Below are 23,002 nucleotides of genomic sequence, written 5' to 3'. Positions count from 1 at the left end.
GGTAATGGTACCAGTACTTGGGCCATCACCTCCAAAATTATCGTCGTCTAATACTACGATGTTTACCGTGTCGTCTTCATCTACACTTGCCGTATCATCTACTGCGGTTGGTTCGCAAGCAGATATACTTGCATTAGTTGAACTTCCAGCTCCTTGACCACTTCCGCCATTTGCAGCATTTGGAACACCATTTGAACTTACAGGTCCAGGTATTCTATCATTGCCATCTAATTGAGAAGACAAAATAGATAATGAGCCTTCAACTGCATCAGGACACCCATCATCATCACTATCCGTATCTAAATGATCCGCAATCCCATCTCCATCAGTATCAACTGTTGTTGTGCTTGAAGGGTTTGAGAAATTTGAAGCACAATCGAATTCAACATTATGCTGTCGTCCACCAGCTGATGCCCCAGCTACCCTTGCTATAACACCCAAACGAATTGTGTAAGAGGATTTACCTGAATGTTGAGTTGCATAATTTACTTGAGGGAAAGTATTAGTTACTCCAGGATATTCATTAACACCTGAGGTACCAACAACAAAATTATCAACTGTGTTTATTGTTAACTCTGTAGGATCATCAACAAAATATCCAACAGGTAATTGCGACCAGTTTTGTTCTCCATAGTTACTATTTCCATCAACATCATTAAAATTCACAAAGAATTCTGGAATAATAACATCATTAACTCCCACAGTTCCTCCTGTTGATACAAAATCGAATCTAAACTCAGTATATGCTTGATCTCCTATATTAGTTAAATTGAAGGCTGATTGTGGTTGAAAAGAATTAGGATTAGAGCCATTATCATCTAAAGTTGGTAAAGTTGTTCCATTTAATGTTACTATGGTTACTAAGGCATCAATACCTGCAGCAACACTAGGAAATCTAAATGTTTCTCCCTGTAAAAAAGTGGTATTATTACCATCTCCACCTGGCTCCTCGGTAAAAGCATTATTAAAGTTTAATACAGTTTGAGATCCACACGCAGGTGCAGAGCTATTTGTTGTTGAAAATCCTTCATTAATGTCTAGAATCCCATCATTATCATCATCGTCATCACAAATATCACTTAAACCATCCAAATCGCTATCTGGATTTCCTGATGCCAGAGAATCACAAGGGTCTGCAGAAACACAAAAGCTAATATCCTTAATAGAGGAACCGTGCACCGTACCCGCTGTACATGCCGTACATTCATCCCAAACCAACGTTATTGAATTAATACCGTTAGAGCTTGAAAAATTAACACCAACTTCATCGTTGTCCCCAGCAGTACTGTTATTGTTTGAATCAACAAAACCTGAAGTATTGGTTGTATAAGATGGTGTTGCTGATTCTGTAAAAGTTGGAAAAAGTGTTCCACCTCCTACTTCAGAAGCAGTAATGGTATAACTATCTCCATTTGGACCTTGTCCATTTACATGCCCCAAATCAAAACCAACTGCATTTACTGGTTGTGAAAATGTAATAGTAATTGTTATGCCAGTTGCATTAAATCCAGTTGTAAAAAACTGTAATGCTTCTGTTCCGTTATCAAAATCAACCTCTGGAGTATCTCCTCCTCCAAAATTCCATCCGGATAATGTTCCCGTATCTCCTGAAAAAGAAATAGTGGCATTAACACCACTACCAGAAATATTATTAAATGTATTAGTAAGTGCACCATCTGGCGTCCAATCGAATTCACTTGAATTTGTTGGGGCTGTCTCCCAGATTAGCGTTCCTGAAGCGACAGAATTATTGCAAGAAACAGTAGAATGTAACTGTGCAAACGAATACTGCGAAAAAGTCAAGAGAAAAAATAGAATACTAAAAACTGTTCTATTTCTAATTTGATTTTTAAAAACCTTATAAACACTATGTTCAAGTTGAGTGTTATTTTTCATATTTAGCGGATGAATTATTGTCGAAAACCAATTAATAACAAAGTGAGCATATAAATCGCTTTAGCCAATTTATACAGAGCATAGGTTATAAATGTTTTCATTATTAAAGAGAGAATAACAAGAGAGATTAAATAGCAATACACGAAATTAACATTTGTTAACAGAAATACAAATTTATTTACAATCATAAATCTGATATAAATGTCAAAATTAGTTATGACAAAATATTAAATTAAGCTTTAGTGACGTTTTATAGTGACTACGCAATATATACGCAAAATATTTAATTAAATATATTCTATCAATTTAGTTCTATTAGGATTAAGACACTGGGTAAAAAGATAAGTCACCTATATTATATATAATCACTATTTAAAATTATATTTGCCGAAATTTAATATTCATGTCTTTCATAAAAGAAATTCAACGCAGACGTACTTTTGGCATTATTTCCCACCCAGATGCTGGTAAAACAACTTTAACGGAAAAGTTATTACTTTTTGGAGGCGCCATTCAAGAAGCTGGTGCGGTAAAAAGTAACAAGATAAAAAAAGGAGCTACCAGTGACTTTATGGAGATTGAACGCCAGCGTGGCATTTCGGTAGCAACCTCAGTTTTAGCGTTTGAATATGACGGAATAAAAATCAATATTCTAGATACACCTGGACATAAGGATTTTGCTGAAGACACCTTCAGAACATTAACAGCTGTAGATAGTGTAATTGTTGTAATTGATGTTGCCAAAGGTGTTGAGGAGCAAACCGAAAAACTTGTTGAAGTTTGTCGTATGCGTAACATTCCCATGATTGTTTTCATCAATAAGTTGGATAGAGAGGGAAAAGATGCATTTGATTTATTAGATGAAGTTGAGCAAAAGTTAGGACTAAAAGTTACGCCATTAAGTTTTCCTATCGGAATGGGATATGAATTTAAAGGAATTTATAACCTATGGGAGAAAAACGTTAACCTCTTTAGCGGGGATAGTAGAAAGGATATTGAAGAAACTACTGAAATTTCCGATTTGTCTTCCCCTGAATTAGACAAACTAGTTGGGGAAACTACTGCAGATACTTTACGAGAGGAAATAGAACTAGTAGAAGGTATATATCCAAAATTTGATAAAGATGCTTATTTAGAAGGAAATCTTCAACCTGTATTTTTTGGTTCGGCACTTAATAACTTTGGCGTTAGAGAATTACTGGACTGCTTTGTGGAAATAGCGCCTAAACCTAGACCAAAAAATAGCGAAGAACGCCTCGTAAAACCTGATGAGAAAAAGTTTACTGGTTTTGTTTTTAAGATTCACGCTAATATGGATCCCAACCATAGAAACCGTTTAGCTTTTGTTAAAATTGTTTCAGGTGAATTTAAACGAAATACACCTTATCTTCATGTAAGGCATAATAAAAAAGTGAAGTTTTCGAGCCCTAATGCTTTTTTTGCTGAAAAAAAGGAAATAGTTGATATCTCCTACCCTGGTGATATTGTAGGGTTACAAGATACTGGCACATTTAAGATTGGAGACACTTTAACTGAAGGCGAAGTACTCAATTACAAAGGTGTTCCTAGTTTTTCTCCCGAGCATTTTAGATATATTAATAATGCTGATCCTATGAAAGCTAAACAGCTATTTAAAGGTATTGATCAGCTTATGGATGAGGGTGTTGCACAATTATTTACTTTAGAATTGAACGGAAGGAAAGTAATTGGTACTGTTGGTGCACTGCAATATGAAGTTATTCAATATCGGTTAGAACATGAATACGGGGCGAAATGTACATATGAGAATTTAAATGTACATAAAGCGTGTTGGGTAGAACCTGAAGATCCTAAGAATGAGGAATACAAAGAGTTTTTAAGAGTGAAGCAGCGTTTTTTAGCAAAAGACAAACAAAATCAATTGGTGTTTTTAGCAGATTCTGCCTTTTCCTTACAGATGACACAACAGAAATATCCAAGTATTAAATTTCATTTTACTTCTGAATATGAATAATTTAGAAGTGTATTTCACCGAAAATCACACTTTAATCATTTGTTTTAAGTGATTTAACGATTTTATTAAACCTTAAAAATTAGCATTTATAAATTGAGACTATAAATCAACCCCAAATTGATGAAACCATGAAAATAGAATCTAAAGAATTTAGTAACAAAGATATTACCGTAACTTACGATCCTTGTATTTGTAAACTATCGGGTAAATGTGCCAGAGAATTGTCAAATGTATTTAGTGATACTATAATCCCTTGGATAAATCTCGACGATGGCAATACAGAAGATATTATCAAACAAATAAAAAAGTGCCCTTCTGGTGCTTTACAGTTTCATAGAAAACATGAAAAGCAAGCTGTTTAATTCAGTATATCGAATAAAATAAAAAATCCTTCGAACCAAGTTCGAAGGATTTTTTATTTAAGCTTGCCCTGTCGGTCCAAAATTCAATGGAATTGGTGGTTGCTCTGTTGGCTCATTTCGAGCAACCAGACCATAAATTTTCAGCAATACCGAAACAAGATATTATGCTTGTCCAGTTGGCCCAAAATTCAATGGAATTGGTGGTTGCTCGTAATCTTTAATTTCGCCATGAGCGTTTTCAAACCTTGCCACATTATCACCTAGAGCTTTCAATAAGCGTTTTGCGTGTTGAGGCGTTAAAATGATTCTGGATTTCACTTTATTTTTTGGAACTCCAGGCATAATATTAACAAAATCCACTACAAATTCTGATACGGAGTGGTTGATAATTGCCAAGTTGGAGTAAGTCCCTTCAGCAACTTTTTCATCTAATTCTATATTGATTTGACCTTGTTTTTGTTGGTCTTTTTCATCTGCCATAATCTGATTATTTTTTTATTAGTTAAAAAGCCTTCAGGTGAAATCACTTGAAGGCTTTTGTTTTATTAGATTCCTGCCTTCGCAGGAATGACAAATTATTAATTAAAATTCATCTCTTGCTTTACCTGCATCATTTCATCAAACTCTTCTTTAGAACCTACGATAATGTCGGTATAATTTCTCATACCTGTTCCTGCTGGAATTCTATGTCCAACGATAACATTTTCTTTAAGCCCTTCTAAAGTGTCTACTTTTCCTGCAACTGCCGCTTCATTCAGTACTTTAGTTGTTTCCTGGAACGATGCCGCAGAAATAAATGACTTGGTTTGAAGTGAAGCTCTGGTAATACCTTGTAAAATAGGTGTTGCCGTTGCTGGTTTCGCATCTCTAGCTTCAACAAGTTTCTTATCTTCTCTACGTAAAATAGAGTTCTCATCTCTTAGTTCACGTGGTGAAATAATTTGACCTGCTTTTAAGTTCGTAGAATCTCCAGCGTCTTCAATAACTTTCATTCCGAAAATCTCATCGTTTTCAATAATGAAATCGCTCTTATGTACTAATTGATCTTCTAAGAAAATGGTATCACCAGAATCAATAATTCTAACTTTACGCATCATCTGTCTCACAACTACTTCAAAATGCTTGTCATTAATTTTTACACCTTGTAAACGATACACCTCTTGCACCTCATTTACTAAATATTGCTGAACCGCTGAAGGTCCTTTTATATTTAGAATATCGTTTGGAGTAATAGAACCGTCAGATAGTGGCATACCAGCTTTCACGAAATCATTTTCTTGAACCAGAATCTGATTTGATAACTTCACTAGGTACTTTTTGATTTCACCTAATTTCGATTCGACTATGATTTCACGGTTACCTCTCTTAATTTTTCCGAAAGATACCACACCATCAATCTCACTTACAACAGCAGGATTAGATGGGTTACGTGCTTCAAACAATTCCGTTACACGAGGTAAACCACCAGTAATATCACCTGCTTTAGCAGATTTACGAGGTATCTTCACTAAGATTTTACCAACCTTAATTTTCTCCCCATCGTCAATCATAAGGTGTGCTCCTACTGGAAGGTTATAAGAACGTATAGTTTCTCCTTTGCTGTCTTCGATATGAAGCGTTGGGATTAACTTTTTATTTCTAGATTCCGAAATTACTTTTTCTTGGAATCCTGTTTGCTCATCAATCTCAACTTGGTATGTTACCCCTTGCTCGATGTTTTCATACTTTACTTTACCAGCAAATTCAGAAATGATTACACCATTATATGGATCCCATTGACAAACAACATCGCCTTTCTTCAATTCTTGACCATTTTCAATAAAAATGGTAGAACCATAAGGAATATTGTTAGTACTTAAGGTTATACCTGTTTTCTTATCAACTAACTTAATTTCAGAAGTACGAGATATTACAATATCTGCAATATTTCCTTCAGAATCTTCACCTTTTACAGTCTTAAGATCTTCTATTTCGGCAATACCGTCAAACTTAACTGCAAGCTTATTATCCTCTGAAATGTTACCAGCAATACCACCTACGTGGAACGTACGTAATGTTAACTGAGTACCCGGTTCTCCAATTGACTGTGCGGCTACTACACCAACAGCTTCACCTCTTTGCACCATTTTACCTGTGGCAAGATTACGACCGTAGCATTTTGCACAAATACCCTTAGTTGCCTCACAACTTAATGGAGAACGCACTTCTAAGGTTTCTATAGCAGAATCTTCAATCGCTTTAGCAATATCATCATCAATTAAATCCCCAGCTGCAACTATTAATTCATCTGTATGAGGATTATATGTGTCATTTAATGCTACACGCCCTACAATTCTTTCTTCTAAAGTCTCAACAACCTCATCATTCTTCTTCAAAGGCGCTACTTCCACTCCTCTTAATGTACCACAGTCTACACTGTTAATGATAACATCTTGAGAAACATCAACTAAACGACGTGTCAAGTATCCTGCATCTGCTGTTTTAAGAGCGGTATCGGCAAGACCTTTACGAGCACCATGGGTTGAAATAAAGTATTCTAAAATTGAAAGTCCTTCTTTAAAGTTTGAAAGAATAGGGTTTTCAATAATTTCTCCACCGCCTGCATTAGATTTTTTAGGTTTCGCCATCAATCCACGCATACCGGTCAGCTGACGAATCTGTTCTTTCGATCCACGAGCCCCAGAATCCAACATCATAAATACAGAGTTAAATCCTTGCTGATCCTCACGAATACGCTTCATAGAAAGCTCAGTTAATTCAGCATTAGTAGATGTCCAAATATCAATAACCTGATTGTAACGTTCGTTATTGGTAATAAGTCCCATGTTATAGTTTCCAGTAATACCATCCACTAAACCATTGGCCTTATCAATCATACTTTGCTTTTCTTGAGGGATAATAATATCACCTAAGCTAAACGATAGACCGCCTTGAAATGCAAAGTTAAATCCTAATGTTCTAATCGCATCGAGGAATTCTGCAGTTTCAGGAACAGAGGTTACCTTAAGAATTCTACCAATAATATCTCTTAAAGACTTTTTGGTCAGTACCTGATTAATGTATCCAGCTGCTTGAGGTACGTGTTGGTTAAACAACACACGTCCGACAGTAGTTTCAACAATCATTCTATCTAACTTGCCATCTTCATTAATATCAATAGTTCTTACTTTGATACCTGCATTTAAATCTACTCTTTTCTCATTGAAAGCAATTTCAACTTCCTCTGGAGAGTAAAACGTCAATCCTTCTCCTTTGATTGGTAATTCTGGAGTTGACTTACGCTCCTTGGTCATATAATACAGACCAAGTACCATATCCTGAGATGGTACCGTTACTGGTGAACCATTTGCAGGATTCAAAATATTATGAGACGCCAACATTAGTAACTGACACTCCAAGATAGCCTCAGGTCCTAATGGTAAATGTACCGCCATTTGGTCACCATCAAAATCAGCGTTAAATGCCGTACACACCAATGGGTGTAATTGGATTGCTTTACCTTCTATCAATTTAGGTTGGAAAGCTTGTATACCCAATCTGTGTAGCGTAGGCGCACGGTTTAGTAATACCGGGTGGCCTTTAAGCACATTTTCCAAGATATCCCAAACTACTGGCTCTCTTTTATCTATAATTTTCTTTGCCGATTTTACAGTCTTTACAATTCCTCTTTCAATTAATTTTCTAATCACAAAAGGCTTGTATAACTCTGCTGCCATGTTTTTTGGCAATCCACATTCAAATAATTTCAATTCTGGACCAACAACAATTACAGAACGTGCAGAGTAATCAACACGTTTTCCTAAAAGGTTTTGACGGAAACGTCCTTGCTTACCTTTAAGTGAATCTGATAATGATTTTAACGGACGGTTAGAATCTGTTTTTACAGCAGAAGATTTACGTGTGTTATCAAATAATGAATCTACAGACTCCTGCAACATACGCTTCTCATTACGTAAAATCACTTCTGGTGCTTTTATCTCAACTAAACGCTTCAAGCGGTTATTACGGATAATTACACGACGGTATAAATCATTCAAATCTGATGTTGCGAAACGCCCTCCATCTAGTGGTACTAATGGACGTAATTCTGGTGGTATAATTGGCACCACCTTCATTATCATCCACTCAGGCCTGTTCTCACGATTGTTGTTCGATTCTCTTAAAGCCTCAACAACTTGTAAACGCTTTAAGGCTTCGGTTTTGCGTTGTTTAGACGTTTCAGTATTTGCCTTATGACGTAATTCATAAGATAATCCTTCTAAATCGATACGCGCCAATAAATCAATTAGACACTCTGCCCCCATTTTAGCGATAAACTTATTTGGGTCGGTATCTTCTAAATATTGATTCTCTTGAGGTAATTCTTCAAGAATATTTAAGTATTCTTCTTCCGTAAGGAAATCCATTTTTTGTAATGGTTCTCCTTCTTCATTTTTAGCTTCACCTGGTTGAATTACCACGTAACGTTCGTAGTAAATAATCATGTCTAATTTCTTAGATGGTAACCCAAGTAAATAACCTATTTTGTTTGGTAACGAACGGAAGTACCAAATATGAGCTACAGGTACAACTAAGTTGATATGCCCAACACGATCACGACGTACTTTCTTTTCAGTGACCTCAACACCACAACGGTCACAAACAATACCTTTGTAGCGAATTCTTTTATACTTACCGCAAGCACACTCATAATCCTTTACAGGACCAAAAATACGCTCACAGAACAAACCGTCACGTTCTGGTTTGTGAGTTCGATAATTGATAGTTTCTGGTTTTAAAACTTCACCTCTAGATTCTGCTAAAATAGATTCTGGTGATGCTAAACCAATTGAGATTTTATTAAACCTCTTAACTGCATTTTTATCTTGTTTTCTTGCCATGTTTTTTTAGTTTTCAGTGTTCAGTATTCAGTTTGCAGTGCTTACTGCTGACTGATTACTGCCAACTTTAAATTTTACTCCTCTAATCTGATGTCTAATCCTAAACCTTTCAATTCGTGCATTAATACGTTGAAAGATTCTGGTAAACCTGGATCTGGCATTGGTTCTCCTTTAACAATACTTTCGTAAGTTTTGGCTCTACCAATAACATCATCAGATTTTACAGTTAAGATCTCACGTAAGGTACTTGATGCACCATAAGCTTCAAGTGCCCAAACTTCCATCTCACCAAAACGCTGACCACCAAATTGTGCTTTACCACCTAATGGTTGTTGCGTAATTAATGAGTAAGGTCCGATAGAACGTGCGTGCATCTTATCGTCAACCATGTGGCCTAATTTCAACATGTAAATTACACCAACTGTTGCAGGTTGATCGAAACGATCGCCAGTTCCACCATCATATAAATAAGTATGTCCGTATCTTGGAATACCTGCCTCATCTGTTAAAGCATTTATCTGATCGATATTAGCACCATCAAAAATAGGCGTTGCATATTTGCGTCCTAATTTTTGACCTGCCCATCCTAAAACAGTTTCATAAATCTGTCCGATGTTCATACGCGATGGTACCCCAAGCGGATTCAATACAATATCAACTGGAGTTCCATCTTCTAAGAATGGCATATCTTCCTGACGAACAATACGTGCTACGATACCTTTGTTACCGTGACGTCCTGCCATCTTATCACCTACTTTCAGTTTACGCTTCTTAGCGATGTAAACCTTGGCTAGTTTAATGATACCGGCTGGTAATTCATCACCTACGGAAATAGTAAACTTCTCACGACGTAGCGAGCCTTGTAGGTCGTTCTCCTTAATTTTGTAGTTGTGAATTAAATCAGCAACTAATTTATTTGTTTTGTCATCAGTAGTCCATTTTCCAGATACTAAATGCGCATAATCATCAACAGCATTTAACATTTTTAAAGTGAACTTCTTACCTTTTGGCAATACTTCTTCACCTAAATCATTAAAGATACCCTGAGCTGTCTTACCATTTACTATTGCAAATAATTTTTCAACTAAAACATCTTTTAATTCATCAAACTTTCTATCATATTGCGCTTCAAGTGCTAGAATATCATCTTTATCTTGCGCTCTTTTGCGCTTGTCTTTTACTGCTCTAGCAAATAACTTTTTATCAATTACAACTCCATTTAATGAAGGTGAAGCTTTTAATGACGCATCTTTTACATCACCAGCTTTATCACCAAAAATGGCACGTAATAATTTCTCTTCAGGAGTTGGATCCGACTCTCCTTTTGGTGTAATCTTACCAATTAAAATATCACCTGGTTTCACCTCTGCACCAACGCGAATCATACCATGCTCATCTAAGTCTTTTGTAGCCTCTTCAGAAACATTAGGAATATCGTTGGTTAACTCTTCGTTACCAAGTTTTGTGTCTCTAACTTCAAGAGAATATTCATCAATATGTATAGATGTAAAAATATCTTCACGAACTACTTTTTCTGAAATTACAATCGCGTCCTCAAAGTTATATCCTTTCCAAGGCATAAAGGCCACTTTCATGTTTCTACCTAGTGCCAGCTCACCTTTCTGTGTTGCATAACCTTCACAAAGCACTTGTCCTTTCTTTACCTTATCGCCTTTGGTTACAATAGGCTTCAGGTTAATAGAAGTACCTTGGTTAGTTTTTCTAAACTTCACCAAAGGATACGTTTTAATATCAGAATCAAAACTTACTTTAGCTTCATCTTCGGTACGATCGTACTTAATCTTGATCTCATTTGCATCAACATAAAGCACTTCACCATTTCCTTCGGCATTAACCAATACCCTAGAATCTGAAGCCACTTGACGCTCTAAACCTGTACCTACGATTGGTGCATCTACTCTTAATAATGGTACCGCTTGACGCATCATGTTTGATCCCATCAAAGCACGGTTTGCATCATCATGCTCCAAGAACGGAATCAATGATGCCGAAATAGATGAAATCTGATTTGGTGCAACATCAGTATAATGCAATTCGTTTGGATCGATTACTGGGAAATCACCCTCCATACGGGCGATAACTTTATCATGTAAAATTTTACCACTGTCATCAACTTCAACCGTTGCTTGAGCGATTAATTTTTCTTCCTCTTCTTCTGCACTTAAGTATGTAGGTGCATTTTTGATATCAACAACACCACTTTCAACTTTTCTGTAAGGTGTTTCAATGAATCCCATTGAATTTACTTTTGCATATACTGAAAGTGAAGAAATCAAACCAATGTTTGGTCCTTCAGGTGTTTCAATCGGACATAAACGACCGTAGTGCGTATAGTGTACATCACGAACCTCAAAACCTGCTCTTTCTCTTGAAAGACCTCCAGGTCCTAAAGCAGATAAACGACGCTTGTGCGTAATCTCCGCTAATGGATTAGTTTGGTCCATAAACTGAGATAACTGGTTTGTACCAAAGAACGAATTGATTACAGAAGATAATGTCTTTGCGTTAATCAAGTCAATCGGTGTAAACACCTCATTATCACGAACGTTCATACGCTCACGAATGGTACGCGCCATACGGGCTAAACCTACACCAAACTGAGATGATAACTGCTCTCCTACTGTACGTACACGACGGTTTGATAAGTGATCAATATCATCAATCTCTGCTTTAGAGTTGATTAACTCAATCAAATATTTTATGATGGTAATGATATCTTCTTTAGTAAGCACTTGCTTATCCATTCCGATATCCAAACCTAATTTCTTGTTCATTCTGTAACGACCAACTTCTCCAAGAGAGTAACGTTGGTCTGAGAAGAATAATTTATCTATAATACCACGAGCTGTTTCCTCATCTGGCGGTTCTGCATTACGTAATTGTCTATAGATATGCTCAACAGCTTCTTTTTCAGAGTTTGTTGGATCTTTTTGAAGCGTGTTATGAATAATAGCATAGTCGCCTTGCTCATTACTTTCCTTGTGTAATAAGATAGTTTTAACGCCTGCTTCAAGAATCTCTTCAATATTTTCCTTGTCTAGAACAGTATCACGATCAAGCACAATCTCGTTACGCTCGATAGATACTACTTCACCTGTATCTTCATCTACAAAATCCTCGTGCCATGTGTTCAATACACGCGCTGCTAATTTTCGTCCTAAATATTTCTTTAAACCGGTTTTAGAAACTTTAGCTTCCTCTGCTAAATCAAAAATTTCTAAAATATCCTTATCACGCTCAAATCCAATCGCACGGAATAAAGTTGTAACAGGTAATTTTTTCTTTCTATCAATGTAGGCATACATTACCTGATTGATATCTGTAGCAAATTCTATCCAAGATCCCTTAAATGGAATTACCCTTGCTGAATATAATTTTGTTCCGTTAGCATGGAATGACTGGCCAAAGAACACCCCTGGTGAACGGTGTAATTGAGATACAACCACACGTTCTGCGCCGTTGATTACAAAAGTACCACTCGGCGTCATATAAGGAATGGTGCCTAAATACACGTCTTGTACTATGGTTTCGAAATCCTCATGTTCTGGATCAGTACAGTACAATTTAAGTCTTGCTTTAAGCGGAACACTATATGTTAATCCCCTTTCAATACACTCTTCAATGGCATATCGAGGTGGGTCAATGAAGTAATCTAAAAATTCTAAAACGAATTGATTACGTGAATCTGTGATTGGGAAGTTCTCCATGAAGGTATTATATAATCCTTCATCACCCCTTTCTTCAGATTTAGTTTCTAATTGGAAAAAATCCTGGAAGGATTTAATCTGGATATCCAAGAAATCTGGATATTCCGTTCTATTTACAATAGAGGAGAAATTTAATCTTTCAGCTTGTGTTGACAACATCAATGGACGGAATTTTGATTAAAAAAATAATAAATAGTGCATTTTAAACACTAATTGAACAGCCTTACTTTTACCTACTTAAAGCGACCGTTATGCCAATTTATTTGCGCATATGGTTATATACGCAAAATGGTCTAGGTCTAATTCCGCTTAATACGGAACAGACCTAAACCTTTGTATTGTTGAGCAATTGAGCTTACTTAAGCTCAACCTCAGCTCCTGCTTCTTCTAATTGAGTTTTAAGAGCTTCAGCCTCATCTTTAGCAACACCTTCCTTAATTGGAGATGGAGCTTCATCAACTAATCCTTTAGCTTCTTTTAAACCAAGACCAGTTAATTCTTTAACTAGTTTTACAACTGCCAATTTAGAACCACCTGGAGCTTTAAGGATTACATCAAATTCTGATTTTTCCTCAGCAGCTTCACCACCACCACCAGCGGCACCACCAGCAGCAACAGCTACAGCAGCTGCAGCAGGCTCAATACCATACTCATCTTTTAATATAGTAGCTAACTCATTAACATCTTTTACTGATAAGTTAACTAATTGTTCTGCGAAATCTTTTAAATCTGCCATTTTTCTATCGTTTTAATAATTTTTTAATAATAATATAATTGTAAAAAGTGCGTACTTGTTTGCTTATCCTTCTTTTTCGGATAATGTTTTAATGATACCTGCCAATGTTCCACCACCAGATTTAAGTGCTGAAATAACATTTTTAGCAGGAGATTGAAGCAACGTAACAATCTCTCCAATCAACTCATCTTTAGACTTAATTTCAACCAATGCGTCTAACTGCTCATCACCAAGATAAATAGCTTCCTCAATAAAAGCACCTTTTAAAAGAGGCTTCTCTGATTTTTTTCTGAAAGCTTTGATTACTTTAGCTGGTGCGTTACCAGTTTCAGAATACATTACTGAAGTATTACCTTTTAAAACCGTTGGAAGTTCTCCAAATTCCTTATCTGAAGCTTCCATTGCTTTTTCAAGTAATGTATTTTTTACCACTGCAATACTTACGTTTGCTTTAAAACAAGCACGACGCAAATCTGAAGTTGTTCCTGCATTTAATCCTGAAATATCTGTTAAGTAGATATTTGCATTCTCAGCTAATTGGGCAGTTAAGTCTTGAATTACTTGCGATTTTTCTTCTCTTGTCATAATAAAAGTTTTTAACTAATTAACCAATTTTAGGATCTACAGCAACACTTGGGCTCATGGTAGAAGACATAAAAATACTCTTCACGTATGTACCCTTAGCGGTAGTTGGTTTTAATTTAATTAATGTTTGTAATAGTTCATTTGCGTTACCCGCAATTTTATCAGCGCTAAAGGATGCTTTACCTATTGCAGCATGAACGATACCAGTTTTATCCACCTTAAAGTCGATTTTACCAGCTTTTACTTCGCTAACCGCTTTTGCAACATCCATAGTTACCGTACCAGTTTTTGGGTTTGGCATTAAGCCACGAGGACCTAACACACGTCCTAAAGGACCTAATTTACCCATTACATTTGGCATAGTGATAATAACATCCACATCGGTCCATCCGCCCTTAATTTTATCAAGGTATTCATCTAAACCTACATAATCCGCTCCAGCTTCTTTCGCCTCAGCTTCTTTATCTGGTGTTACTAACGCCAATACTTTCTTATCTTTACCAGTACCGTGAGGAAGCGATACAACACCTCTCACCATTTGATTTGCTTTACGAGGATCAACTCCTAAACGTACAGCTAAGTCTACTGACGCATCAAACTTAGTATTGGTAATTTCTTTGATTAATGCAGACGCTTCATCAACAGAATACAGTTTACCCTTTTCTATTTTCGCTAAAGCCTCTTTTTGCTTTTTTGTTAATCTTGCCATTTTCTAATGTCTTTAATAGATTAAGAAAGGAATTTCCCTGTTACAGTGATTCCCATTGATCTTGCAGTACCAGCAACCATTTTCATAGCAGATTCAACAGTAAATGCATTTAAATCTTGCATTTTGTCTTCTGCAATGGTTTTTACTTGGTCCCAGGACACTTTAGCTACTTTTTTTCGGTTTGGTTCTCCCGATCCTTTCTTCACTTTGGCCGCTTCTAATAATTGTACTGCCGCTGGTGGCGTTTTAATAACAAAGTCGAACGACTTGTCTTTGTAAACAGAAATAACCACAGGTAATACTTTACCAGGTTTATCTTGGGTTCTAGCATTAAATTGCTTACAGAACTCCATAATGTTTACACCAGCAGCACCTAGAGCGGGTCCAACCGGTGGCGATGGATTCGCAGCACCTCCCCTAACTTGTAGCTTAACTACTTTACCTAACTCTTTTGCCATTTTTTAAAATTTAAATTTGATAAGATTTAGTTTTGGAAGCTCTAAACCTATCGTTTTTTATGTAACAATTATTAAATTTTCTCTACTTGCATATAGCTCAATTCTAACGGTGTTTTTCTTCCGAAAATCTTCACCATTACTTCAAGCTTACGTTTTTCTTCATTTATATTTTCGATAGTACCATCAAAACCATTGAATGGTCCATCTATAACTTTCACAGTTTCTCCCTTAGTAAATGGAATAGCAACATGAACATTATCATCCACTGCTAATTCATCAACCTTACCTAACATTCTGTTAACTTCAGACTGTCTTAATGGCACAGGATCTCCGCCTTTAGTCTCACCTAAGAAACCGATAACATTTGTTATACCTTTAATAATATGAGGTACTTCACCAGTTAAATTCGCTTGAATCATAATGTATCCCGGAAAGAACACTTTTTCCTTTTGGATTTTCTTTCCGTTACGAATTTGAATCACTTTTTCAGTAGGCACTAATACCTGATCAACATAATCTTGTAATCCTAATCGAGCAATTTCATTCTCAATATAAGTTTTGATTTTGTTTTCCTGACCACTTACAGCCCTAACTACGTACCATTTTTTTTCGCTTACCTCAGACATAAAATTTCTTTATTTAATTAAATCGAAGTAAGCTGTTATCACCTTGCTGAAAACTGTATCTACTCCCCATATCGCTAATGAAAATATGATTGAAAACACAGCAACTAATACAGTTAAACTCTGTGCTTCTGCCCAAGTAGGCCATGACACATTATTTTTAAGTTCACTAAATGATTCTTTTACGTATGTTACAATTCCAGCCATTTAATTTCTCTTTTTAGGATCTTGATCCTATTTAAACTCTTAAGTATTTCTACCCGATTTTATTAGCACGGGTTGAGAGACTCGAACTCCCGACACCTGGTTTTGGAGACCAGTGCTCTACCAACTGAGCTAAACCCGTAAATATAAGTCAAAAGGCATTACGCCTATGGCGTAATACCTTGAGTCTTTTATTTATATTAAACTAGTGTTTAGTCTAAAATCTCAGTTACCTGACCTGCACCAACTGTTCTACCACCTTCACGGATAGCGAAACGTAAACCTACGTTCATTGCAATTGGTTGAATTAACTCAACAGTAATTGTTAAGTTATCTCCAGGCATTACCATTTCAACACCATCAGGAAGCGCAATGTTTCCAGTTACGTCAGTTGTACGAACGTAGAACTGTGGACGGTAGTTATTATGGAATGGTGTGTGACGACCACCTTCTTCTTTCTTAAGGATATAAACCTCAGCTTTGAATTTTTTGTGTGGCGTTACAGAACCTGGCTTAGTGATAACCATACCTCTTGAGATTTGAGTTTTCTCAATACCTCTTAATAAGATACCAGCGTTATCTCCAGCTTCACCTCTGTCTAATATTTGACGGAACATTTCAATACCAGTAATAGTAGAAGTTAATTTCTCAGCTCCCATACCTATAATCTCTACAGGATCTCCAGTATTAGCAACACCGGTTTCAATTCTACCAGTTGCAACAGTACCACGACCTGTAATTGAGAATACATCTTCAATAGGCATTAAGAAAGGCTTATCCATATCACGTACTGGCTCTTCAATCCAGTTGTCAACAGCTTCCATTAATTCCATAACAGTATCAACCCACTTTTGCTCACCGTTAAGTGCACCTAAAGCAGAACCTGAAATTACAGGACCATTATCTCCATCATACTCATAGAAGTTTAATAAATCTCTTACTTCCATATCAACAAGCTCTAAAAGCTCATCATCATCCACCATATCAACTTTGTTTAAGAAAACAACGATACGAGGAATACCTACCTGACGACCTAATAAGATGTGCTCACGAGTTTGTGGCATAGGACCATCAGTAGCAGCAACTACCAAAATAGCGCCGTCCATCTGTGCAGCACCAGTTACCATGTTCTTTACATAATCGGCGTGACCTGGACAGTCAACGTGAGCATAGTGACGGTTAGCAGTTTGATATTCTACGTGAGATGTATTAATTGTAATACCTCTTTCTTTTTCTTCTGGAGCGTTATCGATTTGATCGAAATCTTTAGCCTCAGATAAACCTGCGTCAGCCAATACTTTTGTAATAGCAGCTGTTAAAGTTGTTTTACCGTGATCTACGTGTCCAATTGTACCTATATTTAAATGCGGTTTTGAACGATCAAAAGTTCCCTTTGCCATGTTAAATAATTTTAATCTTAGTTATATAATAATATTAGTGTAATCTTTTTCACTTTTATTTTGAGCCAACAATCACGCTTTTCGCGTGATGGCCTCTCATCATTCTAGAGCCAACGACGGGATTTGAACCCGTGGCCTCTTCCTTACCAAGGAAACGCTCTACCCCTGAGCTACGCCGGCAATTCATTTACGATTGCCGATTTTTTGATTTACGTTTTGCACTCGTACATCGTAACTCGTAAATGGTTTTGAGCGGGAGACCAGGTTCGAACTGGCGACATTCAGCTTGGAAGGCTGACGCTCTACCAACTGAGCTACTCCCGCGTTTTGCAAGTTTTAAACTTGCTTGGTTTTAATACGGATTATCACGCTTCGCGCGATGATCCTGGATTGGTGACCCAATCCAAATAATTTCTAAACAAAGCTTTACAAAAGTGCACTTTTGAAAACTCCTTTTCAGAAATTATATGTGGGAAGAGCAGGATTCGAACCTGCGAAGGTGAAAACCAACAGATTTACAGTCTGTCCTCGTTGGCCGCTTGAGTATCTTCCCAAAAACGTTTAAAATTCCAATATTTTAAAGAACAAATCCCAAAACTATTTTACTTTGGGACTCCTGCTTTCACAGGAATTTTAAGAGCCGATAGAGGGACTCGAACCCACGACCTGCTGATTACAAATCAGCTGCTCTAGCCAGCTGAGCTATATCGGCGTTTCTTACTTTTTTCCACATAAAAAAAGCCCGTTATTTCTAACGGACTGCAAATGTATATATTTATTTAGTTATTCAAAACATTTTTTGAAAAAAATTTGTCATGAATGTGCTCTTAATTTTTCTTTGCGCTTTTTTAACTGTCTTTCCAGTGATGCAACAGCTATATCAGTGCCTTCCTCAAAGGTTTTACATTGTTTTTTTACAATAAAACTGTCTCCTGGAACGCTTACTCTGGCTTCAAATATTTTATTTTCTTTATCGCTTGTGTTTTCAACCTTCAAATATACATCAGATTTGATGACCTTATCGTAAAACATATCTAACTTATCCATTCGTTTTTGAATAAAGTCGATTAACTTCCTGTCTGCATTAAAATTAATGGATTGGGTGTTTACTTTCATCTTTTCGTTACGTTTTAAAAAATAGATAAGATATTATTTGACCTGATTAAATATGATTTGAAGAATTCCTATTTATCTTAGGCTCATTTCATACTTATACTATTTTGGTTAGACAATGATTTAAAGATGCTATTTTTTACTTCTAGGGTGCGCCTTTAAATGTACTTTCTTTAATTCGGCTATACTATTATGTGTATATACCTGGGTTGCGGCTAAACTTGTATGACCAAGAAGCTCTTTAACAGCATTTAAGTCCGCTCCCTGATTCAATAAATGTGTAGCAAAAGAGTGCCTAAGTATATGAGGACTCTTTTTCACCTTTGAGGAAGCATGACTAAAATAATCATTTATAATTCTGTAAACAAGTGTTTCGTATATTTTAGCACCTTTTCTCGTTAAAAATAAATAATCAGAGTCTGTAATGTGATGCAAATCACTCCTTTTCTCAAGATACTTTTTTAGCGTTTCGCTTACTGAATTTAATAACGGTACCATCCGTTCCTTATTTCTTTTTCCCAGAACTTTAACAGTTTTTTGGCTTAGGTCTATAGCTTGTAATTTTAGTTCAACTAATTCAATACGTCGGATACCTGTGGAATAAAACAACTCTATGATAAGTTTATCTCTTAAGCCTTCAAAGGAATCGTCAAAATCAAGTTCGTTTAATACAGTATCGATTTCCTGTTCTGAAAATGGTATTTGAACCCTTTTACTTGTTTTTAAGGCTTTGTGCTTCGCCAATGGGTTTTGTTGGATATCTCCAACTTTTAATAAAAACTTATAATAGGTACTAAGTGAGGATATTTTTCGGTTGATGCTTCTATTGGTTAGTCCAGATTCCACTAACTGCACTATCCAAGATCTTATTTGTGAATAGTTGACCTTTTTAATGGATTTTGAACTGTACTCTTCTGCAATAAAGTTTTGAAATGATTCTAAATCTGATTGATAGGCTTGCGCGGTAAGTTTAGAGTAGTTTTTCTCTAAGAGTAGGTAATCGATAAATACGTTGAAAGGCATGCCTAAAATTACAAACTTTAATGGTTCATTTTAAAGTTAAACAAAAAAATCCCGCAGATAGCGGGATTTTGATATTTAGTATACAAAAAACTAGATATTTTCTGCATCTCTTAATTTTTGAATGTATTGTGCTTTTTGAATTTGAGCTCTACGTTCAACTGAAGGTTTTAAAAACTGCTTACGAGACTGTAATGCACGTTTTCTTCCAGTTCTATCAAACTTTCTTTTGTAACGCTTTAACGCTCTATCTATATTTTCGCCTTCTTTTATTGGAACTATTAACATAGACCTTAACCTCCTCTCTTTTAGAATTTTCGGGTGCAAATATAAAAAGTATTTCAAATATTACAACTGATGGTTTGGGTTTTTTGAATGATCTTATCGAAGTAGGTAAACTTGATTTTGTAAAACATTTCGGCTACCTTCGTTTATCGAACGATATAGTCCATTAAAACGCGACCATATCTAATCATTGGCAACAAGCTGTCAAAAACGCTCTGAATTGAAAACCAAACAACCATATCTGAAAGGGAAATCTGTTTTTAGTGAACAACGATTAATTGTTGGAATTGCATTTATTATAATAACTGGATTTTTAAAACCAATTTTTAATTCGGTCATTATTAAAGCTAACAGTTTAGATTCAAAATAAGAAAATAACCTGTATGCAGAATTTTACAAGTTGCGAAATAAATAGCGGCTTAAGAGCTTTATAAAAAGTAAATTTTATTTTATCTGACGCCATTAAAGGCTATTCGAAACACATATTTACCAAATGGTCACCTTCTTATGTGTTTTTATGTAATCAGGGTCAATCACAATCCCTAACCCAGAACCAGTAGGTACTTTTATCACTCCGTCTTCGCTTGAGAAGGGTTCGGTCTTGCTCTCTATTGGTATAGAATTCCTATTTCCATCCTTTGTGGCGAAAAGCTTAAACTCGTGGTACTTGCCAGCGTTCGGACAAGCCGATACGAAATGTAGCATATACAAAAAGCCCAGTCCTCCTGTCGTCATATGTGGAACAATCGGTTTTCCGACTACCTCGGCCATCCGAGCGACCTGCATCGATCTAATCAATCCACCAAAATACATATTATCTGGCTGATAAATATCAAATGCATCATTCGCAATTAGCCAGCGAAAAGCTCGCATCCGGAATTCTTCCTCTCCTCCCGCCATCTTAATATTGAGGGCTTTAGCTACTTCTACCTGCTCATCATACCAGTCCCACGGCACAGGCTCCTCGTAAAAATAATAATTGTATTCCTCCAGTATTCGCCCAATCCTAATGGCCTCCTTTGTAGAATAGGATCCATTTCCATCAAGCATCAATACCATATCGTCTCCAAATCTTTCACGGGTCATTTTAATAAGTTTTTCCGTTTGTCCGGGAGCATTATCTGCATCAGTACCTAGCTGGTTCCCAACACCACCCCTAATCTTGATGGCTTTGACCTTACTCTCTTCATGGTCTAAAGCAACCAAATCCAGTGATTCTTCTGGTGCCATTCTACGTAGTTCCTTGTATCGGGATCCTTGGTATACAGATACATACGGATTATGAATATCCCCGATAAGCTTACCTATAGGCTTTCCGGAAAGATTGCCCATCATGTCTAGAATAGCCAGTTCGAGAGTCGCGATATGGACATTCTTAGGCACTCCACAGCTTTTAGCCCCAGGTTCTGCAAGCCTGAATATGAGCTCATCAAGATTACGAGCGTCCTTACCAACACATTGCTCGATGAACTGCCTCATAACAGGCCAGCTGTGACGGCTAATATTAGGGTGTCCCACAGAAATCCCCTCGGCTCCATCCGAAGACCTTACACGGCAGAGAAAGCTGTTACGATCCTTAAGCAAATCTATACTTTCAATGATTACGGGAGAAGAGAAGAACTCCCTCTTAAACACCGGCTTTCTTAACGCTTCATCCAAGGCTGCGTATATTTCCTTACCATTTGGAGATAATCCCTCACGCATGTTTTGGTTAGTACAGGAACTAAAAGGCATGGTAGAGGCTACTAGCCCTCCGGCAATAGAATTTGAAATAAACTTCCGTCTGCTAAATTTCATAGTTTTATTGTTTAGTCTTATTAAATATATAAAAAAAAAGTAAAGGATATCATGGTAAAGCTGATTGCGTCTCAATTCCTAAATGGTATTCATTGCAATTTGCTATCTTTCGGTTACGGCGGAAAATCGTAACTGATTTTCCGCAACGAGCCATACACGAATACTTTATCAAAAAGTAAAAGATAACAGAACATCGGTGATTTGCTTATTTTTAGAATATTTATTAAGATAAAGCAGAGATTATGAAATATTTGAATAACATATTTACAATTTGTCTTTTTATTTTTACTATGACCAATTGTCATCAGGAAAAAAATATTCTATTATTTGATGGACAAACATTATCTGGATGGGAAGGATCAAAAAGCGCTTTTAGATTAGAGAACGGTGCCATAGTTGGAGGAAGTCTCGAAAAAGGGTTAGAAGAAAGCTTCTATTTGTGTACAACTGAAGAGTATTCAGATTTTGAACTAACACTATCTGTTAAACTTATTCATAATAACTCTAAGGGGAATGCAGGTGTGAGCTTTAGAGCTGAAAGGATAGAGGGTTCAAACGAAGTGGCATCCTATCAAGCAGATATTGGTTACACAAACCCAAATGCAATTGTTCGTTTTTCAGACCATACTCCAGCAGACATGAATAATCCTTTTTCGCTTTGGGGCGCCCTAATTGATGAGTGTAGAGTAGATGTTTCAAGATATCCAGATCCAGAATTTTTTCCAGCAGTTATTCTAAAAATACCTGAGAGAGAATTAATCCATAAAATAGTAAAACCTGATGATTGGAATCAGATTCAAGTATTAGTTAATGGAAATGAAATTGAAATTAAAATCAATGGTAGTACAACTGCAAAATTTACAGAAAATAGTGATGCAGCATCTAAAGGATATATATGCCTTCAAGCTCACCAAGGAGAACCATACGAAATACATTATAAAGACATAAGACTCAGAAAAATTAATTAGGGTTATGATTGAAAAGCCTTTTGCCAACATTGTATAAAAATAATGCGTAAGTTTAATTCTAAATAAAAAGGTTAAAGCGTATTTGGGCACTCCGTTTTCCTGTGGAAAATCCTCGGACACAAAACCGCACTATTCTTATACGTAACCGATAAACGAACCCTTACAAAAGAGCCTAAAGTCTCACTATAAAAAAATTATTGGCAAACAAGCCCGCGTTAGGGATTGAACGGTATGCGGAGCTCCCG

Annotated in this window: 18 protein-coding genes and 5 tRNA genes; 3 read left to right on the top strand and 20 right to left on the bottom strand. The window is 36.4% G+C overall.

From position 1 onward, the window contains the following. The coding region (locus EYD45_RS05170) for a hypothetical protein (RefSeq protein ID WP_207303290.1) at nucleotides 1-1,896 on the bottom strand (1,896 nt) is incomplete at its 3' end. Between the two features lie 403 nt (nucleotides 1,897-2,299). On the opposite strand from EYD45_RS05170, the gene EYD45_RS05165 reads away from it, so the two are divergent. Further along, a complete protein-coding gene (locus EYD45_RS05165; RefSeq protein ID WP_130963275.1) occupies nucleotides 2,300-3,889 on the top strand; it encodes a peptide chain release factor 3 in 1,590 nt (529 codons plus the stop codon). A 128-nt stretch (nucleotides 3,890-4,017) separates the two neighbouring features. Beyond that, complete coding sequence (locus tag EYD45_RS05160; RefSeq protein ID WP_130963274.1) at nucleotides 4,018-4,251, top strand: (4Fe-4S)-binding protein; 234 nt, start codon at nucleotides 4,018-4,020, stop codon at nucleotides 4,249-4,251. Nucleotides 4,252-4,413: 162 nt separating this feature from the next. On the opposite strand, the gene EYD45_RS05155 is transcribed toward EYD45_RS05160, so the two are convergent. The 19 genes from EYD45_RS05155 to EYD45_RS05065 all read right to left on the bottom strand — a co-directional run bounded on the left by EYD45_RS05155 (nucleotide 4,414) and on the right by EYD45_RS05065 (nucleotide 21,789). Then, entirely contained in the window at nucleotides 4,414-4,731 is a 318-nt protein-coding gene (locus EYD45_RS05155; RefSeq protein ID WP_130963273.1) for a DUF3467 domain-containing protein, read from the bottom strand. Between the two features lie 98 nt (nucleotides 4,732-4,829). Beyond that, complete coding sequence (gene rpoC / locus EYD45_RS05150; RefSeq protein WP_130963272.1) at nucleotides 4,830-9,131, bottom strand: DNA-directed RNA polymerase subunit beta'; 4,302 nt, start codon at nucleotides 9,129-9,131, stop codon at nucleotides 4,830-4,832. A 74-nt stretch (nucleotides 9,132-9,205) separates the two neighbouring features. Beyond that, nucleotides 9,206-13,018: a DNA-directed RNA polymerase subunit beta gene (gene rpoB, locus EYD45_RS05145; protein ID WP_130963298.1), complete on the bottom strand. Its 3,813-nt coding sequence runs from the start codon at nucleotides 13,016-13,018 to the stop codon at nucleotides 9,206-9,208. A gap of 196 nt (nucleotides 13,019-13,214) precedes the next feature. After that, nucleotides 13,215-13,595, bottom strand: a complete 381-nt coding sequence (gene rplL, locus EYD45_RS05140) for a 50S ribosomal protein L7/L12 (protein WP_130963271.1) — start codon at nucleotides 13,593-13,595, stop codon at nucleotides 13,215-13,217. A 63-nt stretch (nucleotides 13,596-13,658) separates the two neighbouring features. Then, complete coding sequence (gene rplJ / locus EYD45_RS05135; RefSeq protein ID WP_130963270.1) at nucleotides 13,659-14,180, bottom strand: 50S ribosomal protein L10; 522 nt, start codon at nucleotides 14,178-14,180, stop codon at nucleotides 13,659-13,661. A gap of 19 nt (nucleotides 14,181-14,199) precedes the next feature. Continuing rightward, nucleotides 14,200-14,889 carry a 50S ribosomal protein L1 gene (rplA, locus tag EYD45_RS05130; protein ID WP_130963269.1) on the bottom strand — a complete coding sequence of 230 codons (690 nt, stop codon included), beginning with the start codon at nucleotides 14,887-14,889 and terminating at the stop codon, nucleotides 14,200-14,202. A gap of 20 nt (nucleotides 14,890-14,909) precedes the next feature. After that, nucleotides 14,910-15,347: a 50S ribosomal protein L11 gene (gene rplK, locus EYD45_RS05125; protein ID WP_130963268.1), complete on the bottom strand. Its 438-nt coding sequence runs from the start codon at nucleotides 15,345-15,347 to the stop codon at nucleotides 14,910-14,912. Nucleotides 15,348-15,418: 71 nt separating this feature from the next. Then, the gene (gene nusG / locus EYD45_RS05120; RefSeq protein WP_092577130.1) at nucleotides 15,419-15,973 is read right to left on the bottom strand and encodes a transcription termination/antitermination protein NusG; all 555 of its coding nucleotides are present in this window, start codon (nucleotides 15,971-15,973) and stop codon (nucleotides 15,419-15,421) included. Between the two features lie 9 nt (nucleotides 15,974-15,982). Beyond that, the gene (gene secE / locus EYD45_RS05115; protein WP_130963267.1) at nucleotides 15,983-16,177 is read right to left on the bottom strand and encodes a preprotein translocase subunit SecE; all 195 of its coding nucleotides are present in this window, start codon (nucleotides 16,175-16,177) and stop codon (nucleotides 15,983-15,985) included. Nucleotides 16,178-16,243: 66 nt separating this feature from the next. Then, nucleotides 16,244-16,316, bottom strand: a tRNA-Trp gene (locus EYD45_RS05110). A 70-nt stretch (nucleotides 16,317-16,386) separates the two neighbouring features. Then, complete coding sequence (gene tuf / locus EYD45_RS05105; RefSeq protein ID WP_130963266.1) at nucleotides 16,387-17,574, bottom strand: elongation factor Tu; 1,188 nt, start codon at nucleotides 17,572-17,574, stop codon at nucleotides 16,387-16,389. 108 nt (nucleotides 17,575-17,682) lie between these two features. Then, nucleotides 17,683-17,754 (bottom strand) — tRNA-Thr (locus tag EYD45_RS05100). A gap of 71 nt (nucleotides 17,755-17,825) precedes the next feature. Next, nucleotides 17,826-17,898: transfer RNA gene (locus EYD45_RS05095), tRNA-Gly, on the bottom strand. 146 nt (nucleotides 17,899-18,044) lie between these two features. Further along, nucleotides 18,045-18,127, bottom strand: a tRNA-Tyr gene (locus tag EYD45_RS05090). A gap of 85 nt (nucleotides 18,128-18,212) precedes the next feature. Continuing rightward, nucleotides 18,213-18,286: transfer RNA gene (locus EYD45_RS05085), tRNA-Thr, on the bottom strand. Nucleotides 18,287-18,387: 101 nt separating this feature from the next. Beyond that, a complete protein-coding gene (locus EYD45_RS05080) occupies nucleotides 18,388-18,690 on the bottom strand; it encodes an HPF/RaiA family ribosome-associated protein (protein WP_042246438.1) in 303 nt (100 codons plus the stop codon). Between the two features lie 129 nt (nucleotides 18,691-18,819). After that, nucleotides 18,820-19,710: a tyrosine-type recombinase/integrase gene (locus tag EYD45_RS05075; RefSeq protein WP_130963265.1), complete on the bottom strand. Its 891-nt coding sequence runs from the start codon at nucleotides 19,708-19,710 to the stop codon at nucleotides 18,820-18,822. Nucleotides 19,711-19,800: 90 nt separating this feature from the next. Further along, nucleotides 19,801-19,995 (bottom strand): 30S ribosomal protein S21, encoded by a 195-nt coding sequence (rpsU, locus tag EYD45_RS05070; RefSeq protein ID WP_130963264.1) that lies wholly within the window; start codon nucleotides 19,993-19,995, stop codon nucleotides 19,801-19,803. Between the two features lie 483 nt (nucleotides 19,996-20,478). Beyond that, entirely contained in the window at nucleotides 20,479-21,789 is a 1,311-nt protein-coding gene (locus EYD45_RS05065; RefSeq protein ID WP_130963263.1) for a mandelate racemase/muconate lactonizing enzyme family protein, read from the bottom strand. Nucleotides 21,790-22,031: 242 nt separating this feature from the next. On the opposite strand from EYD45_RS05065, the gene EYD45_RS05060 reads away from it, so the two are divergent. Beyond that, nucleotides 22,032-22,757, top strand: a complete 726-nt coding sequence (locus tag EYD45_RS05060; RefSeq protein ID WP_130963262.1) for a 3-keto-disaccharide hydrolase — start codon at nucleotides 22,032-22,034, stop codon at nucleotides 22,755-22,757. Nucleotides 22,758-23,002 lie beyond the last annotated feature (245 nt).

The organism is Hyunsoonleella flava, assembly GCF_004310325.1.
In the GTDB taxonomy this organism is placed as follows: domain Bacteria; phylum Bacteroidota; class Bacteroidia; order Flavobacteriales; family Flavobacteriaceae; genus Jejuia; species Jejuia flava.
The sequence above is the reverse complement of the archived record's forward strand: the minus strand, read 5'-3'. Positions and strand labels throughout refer to the sequence as shown.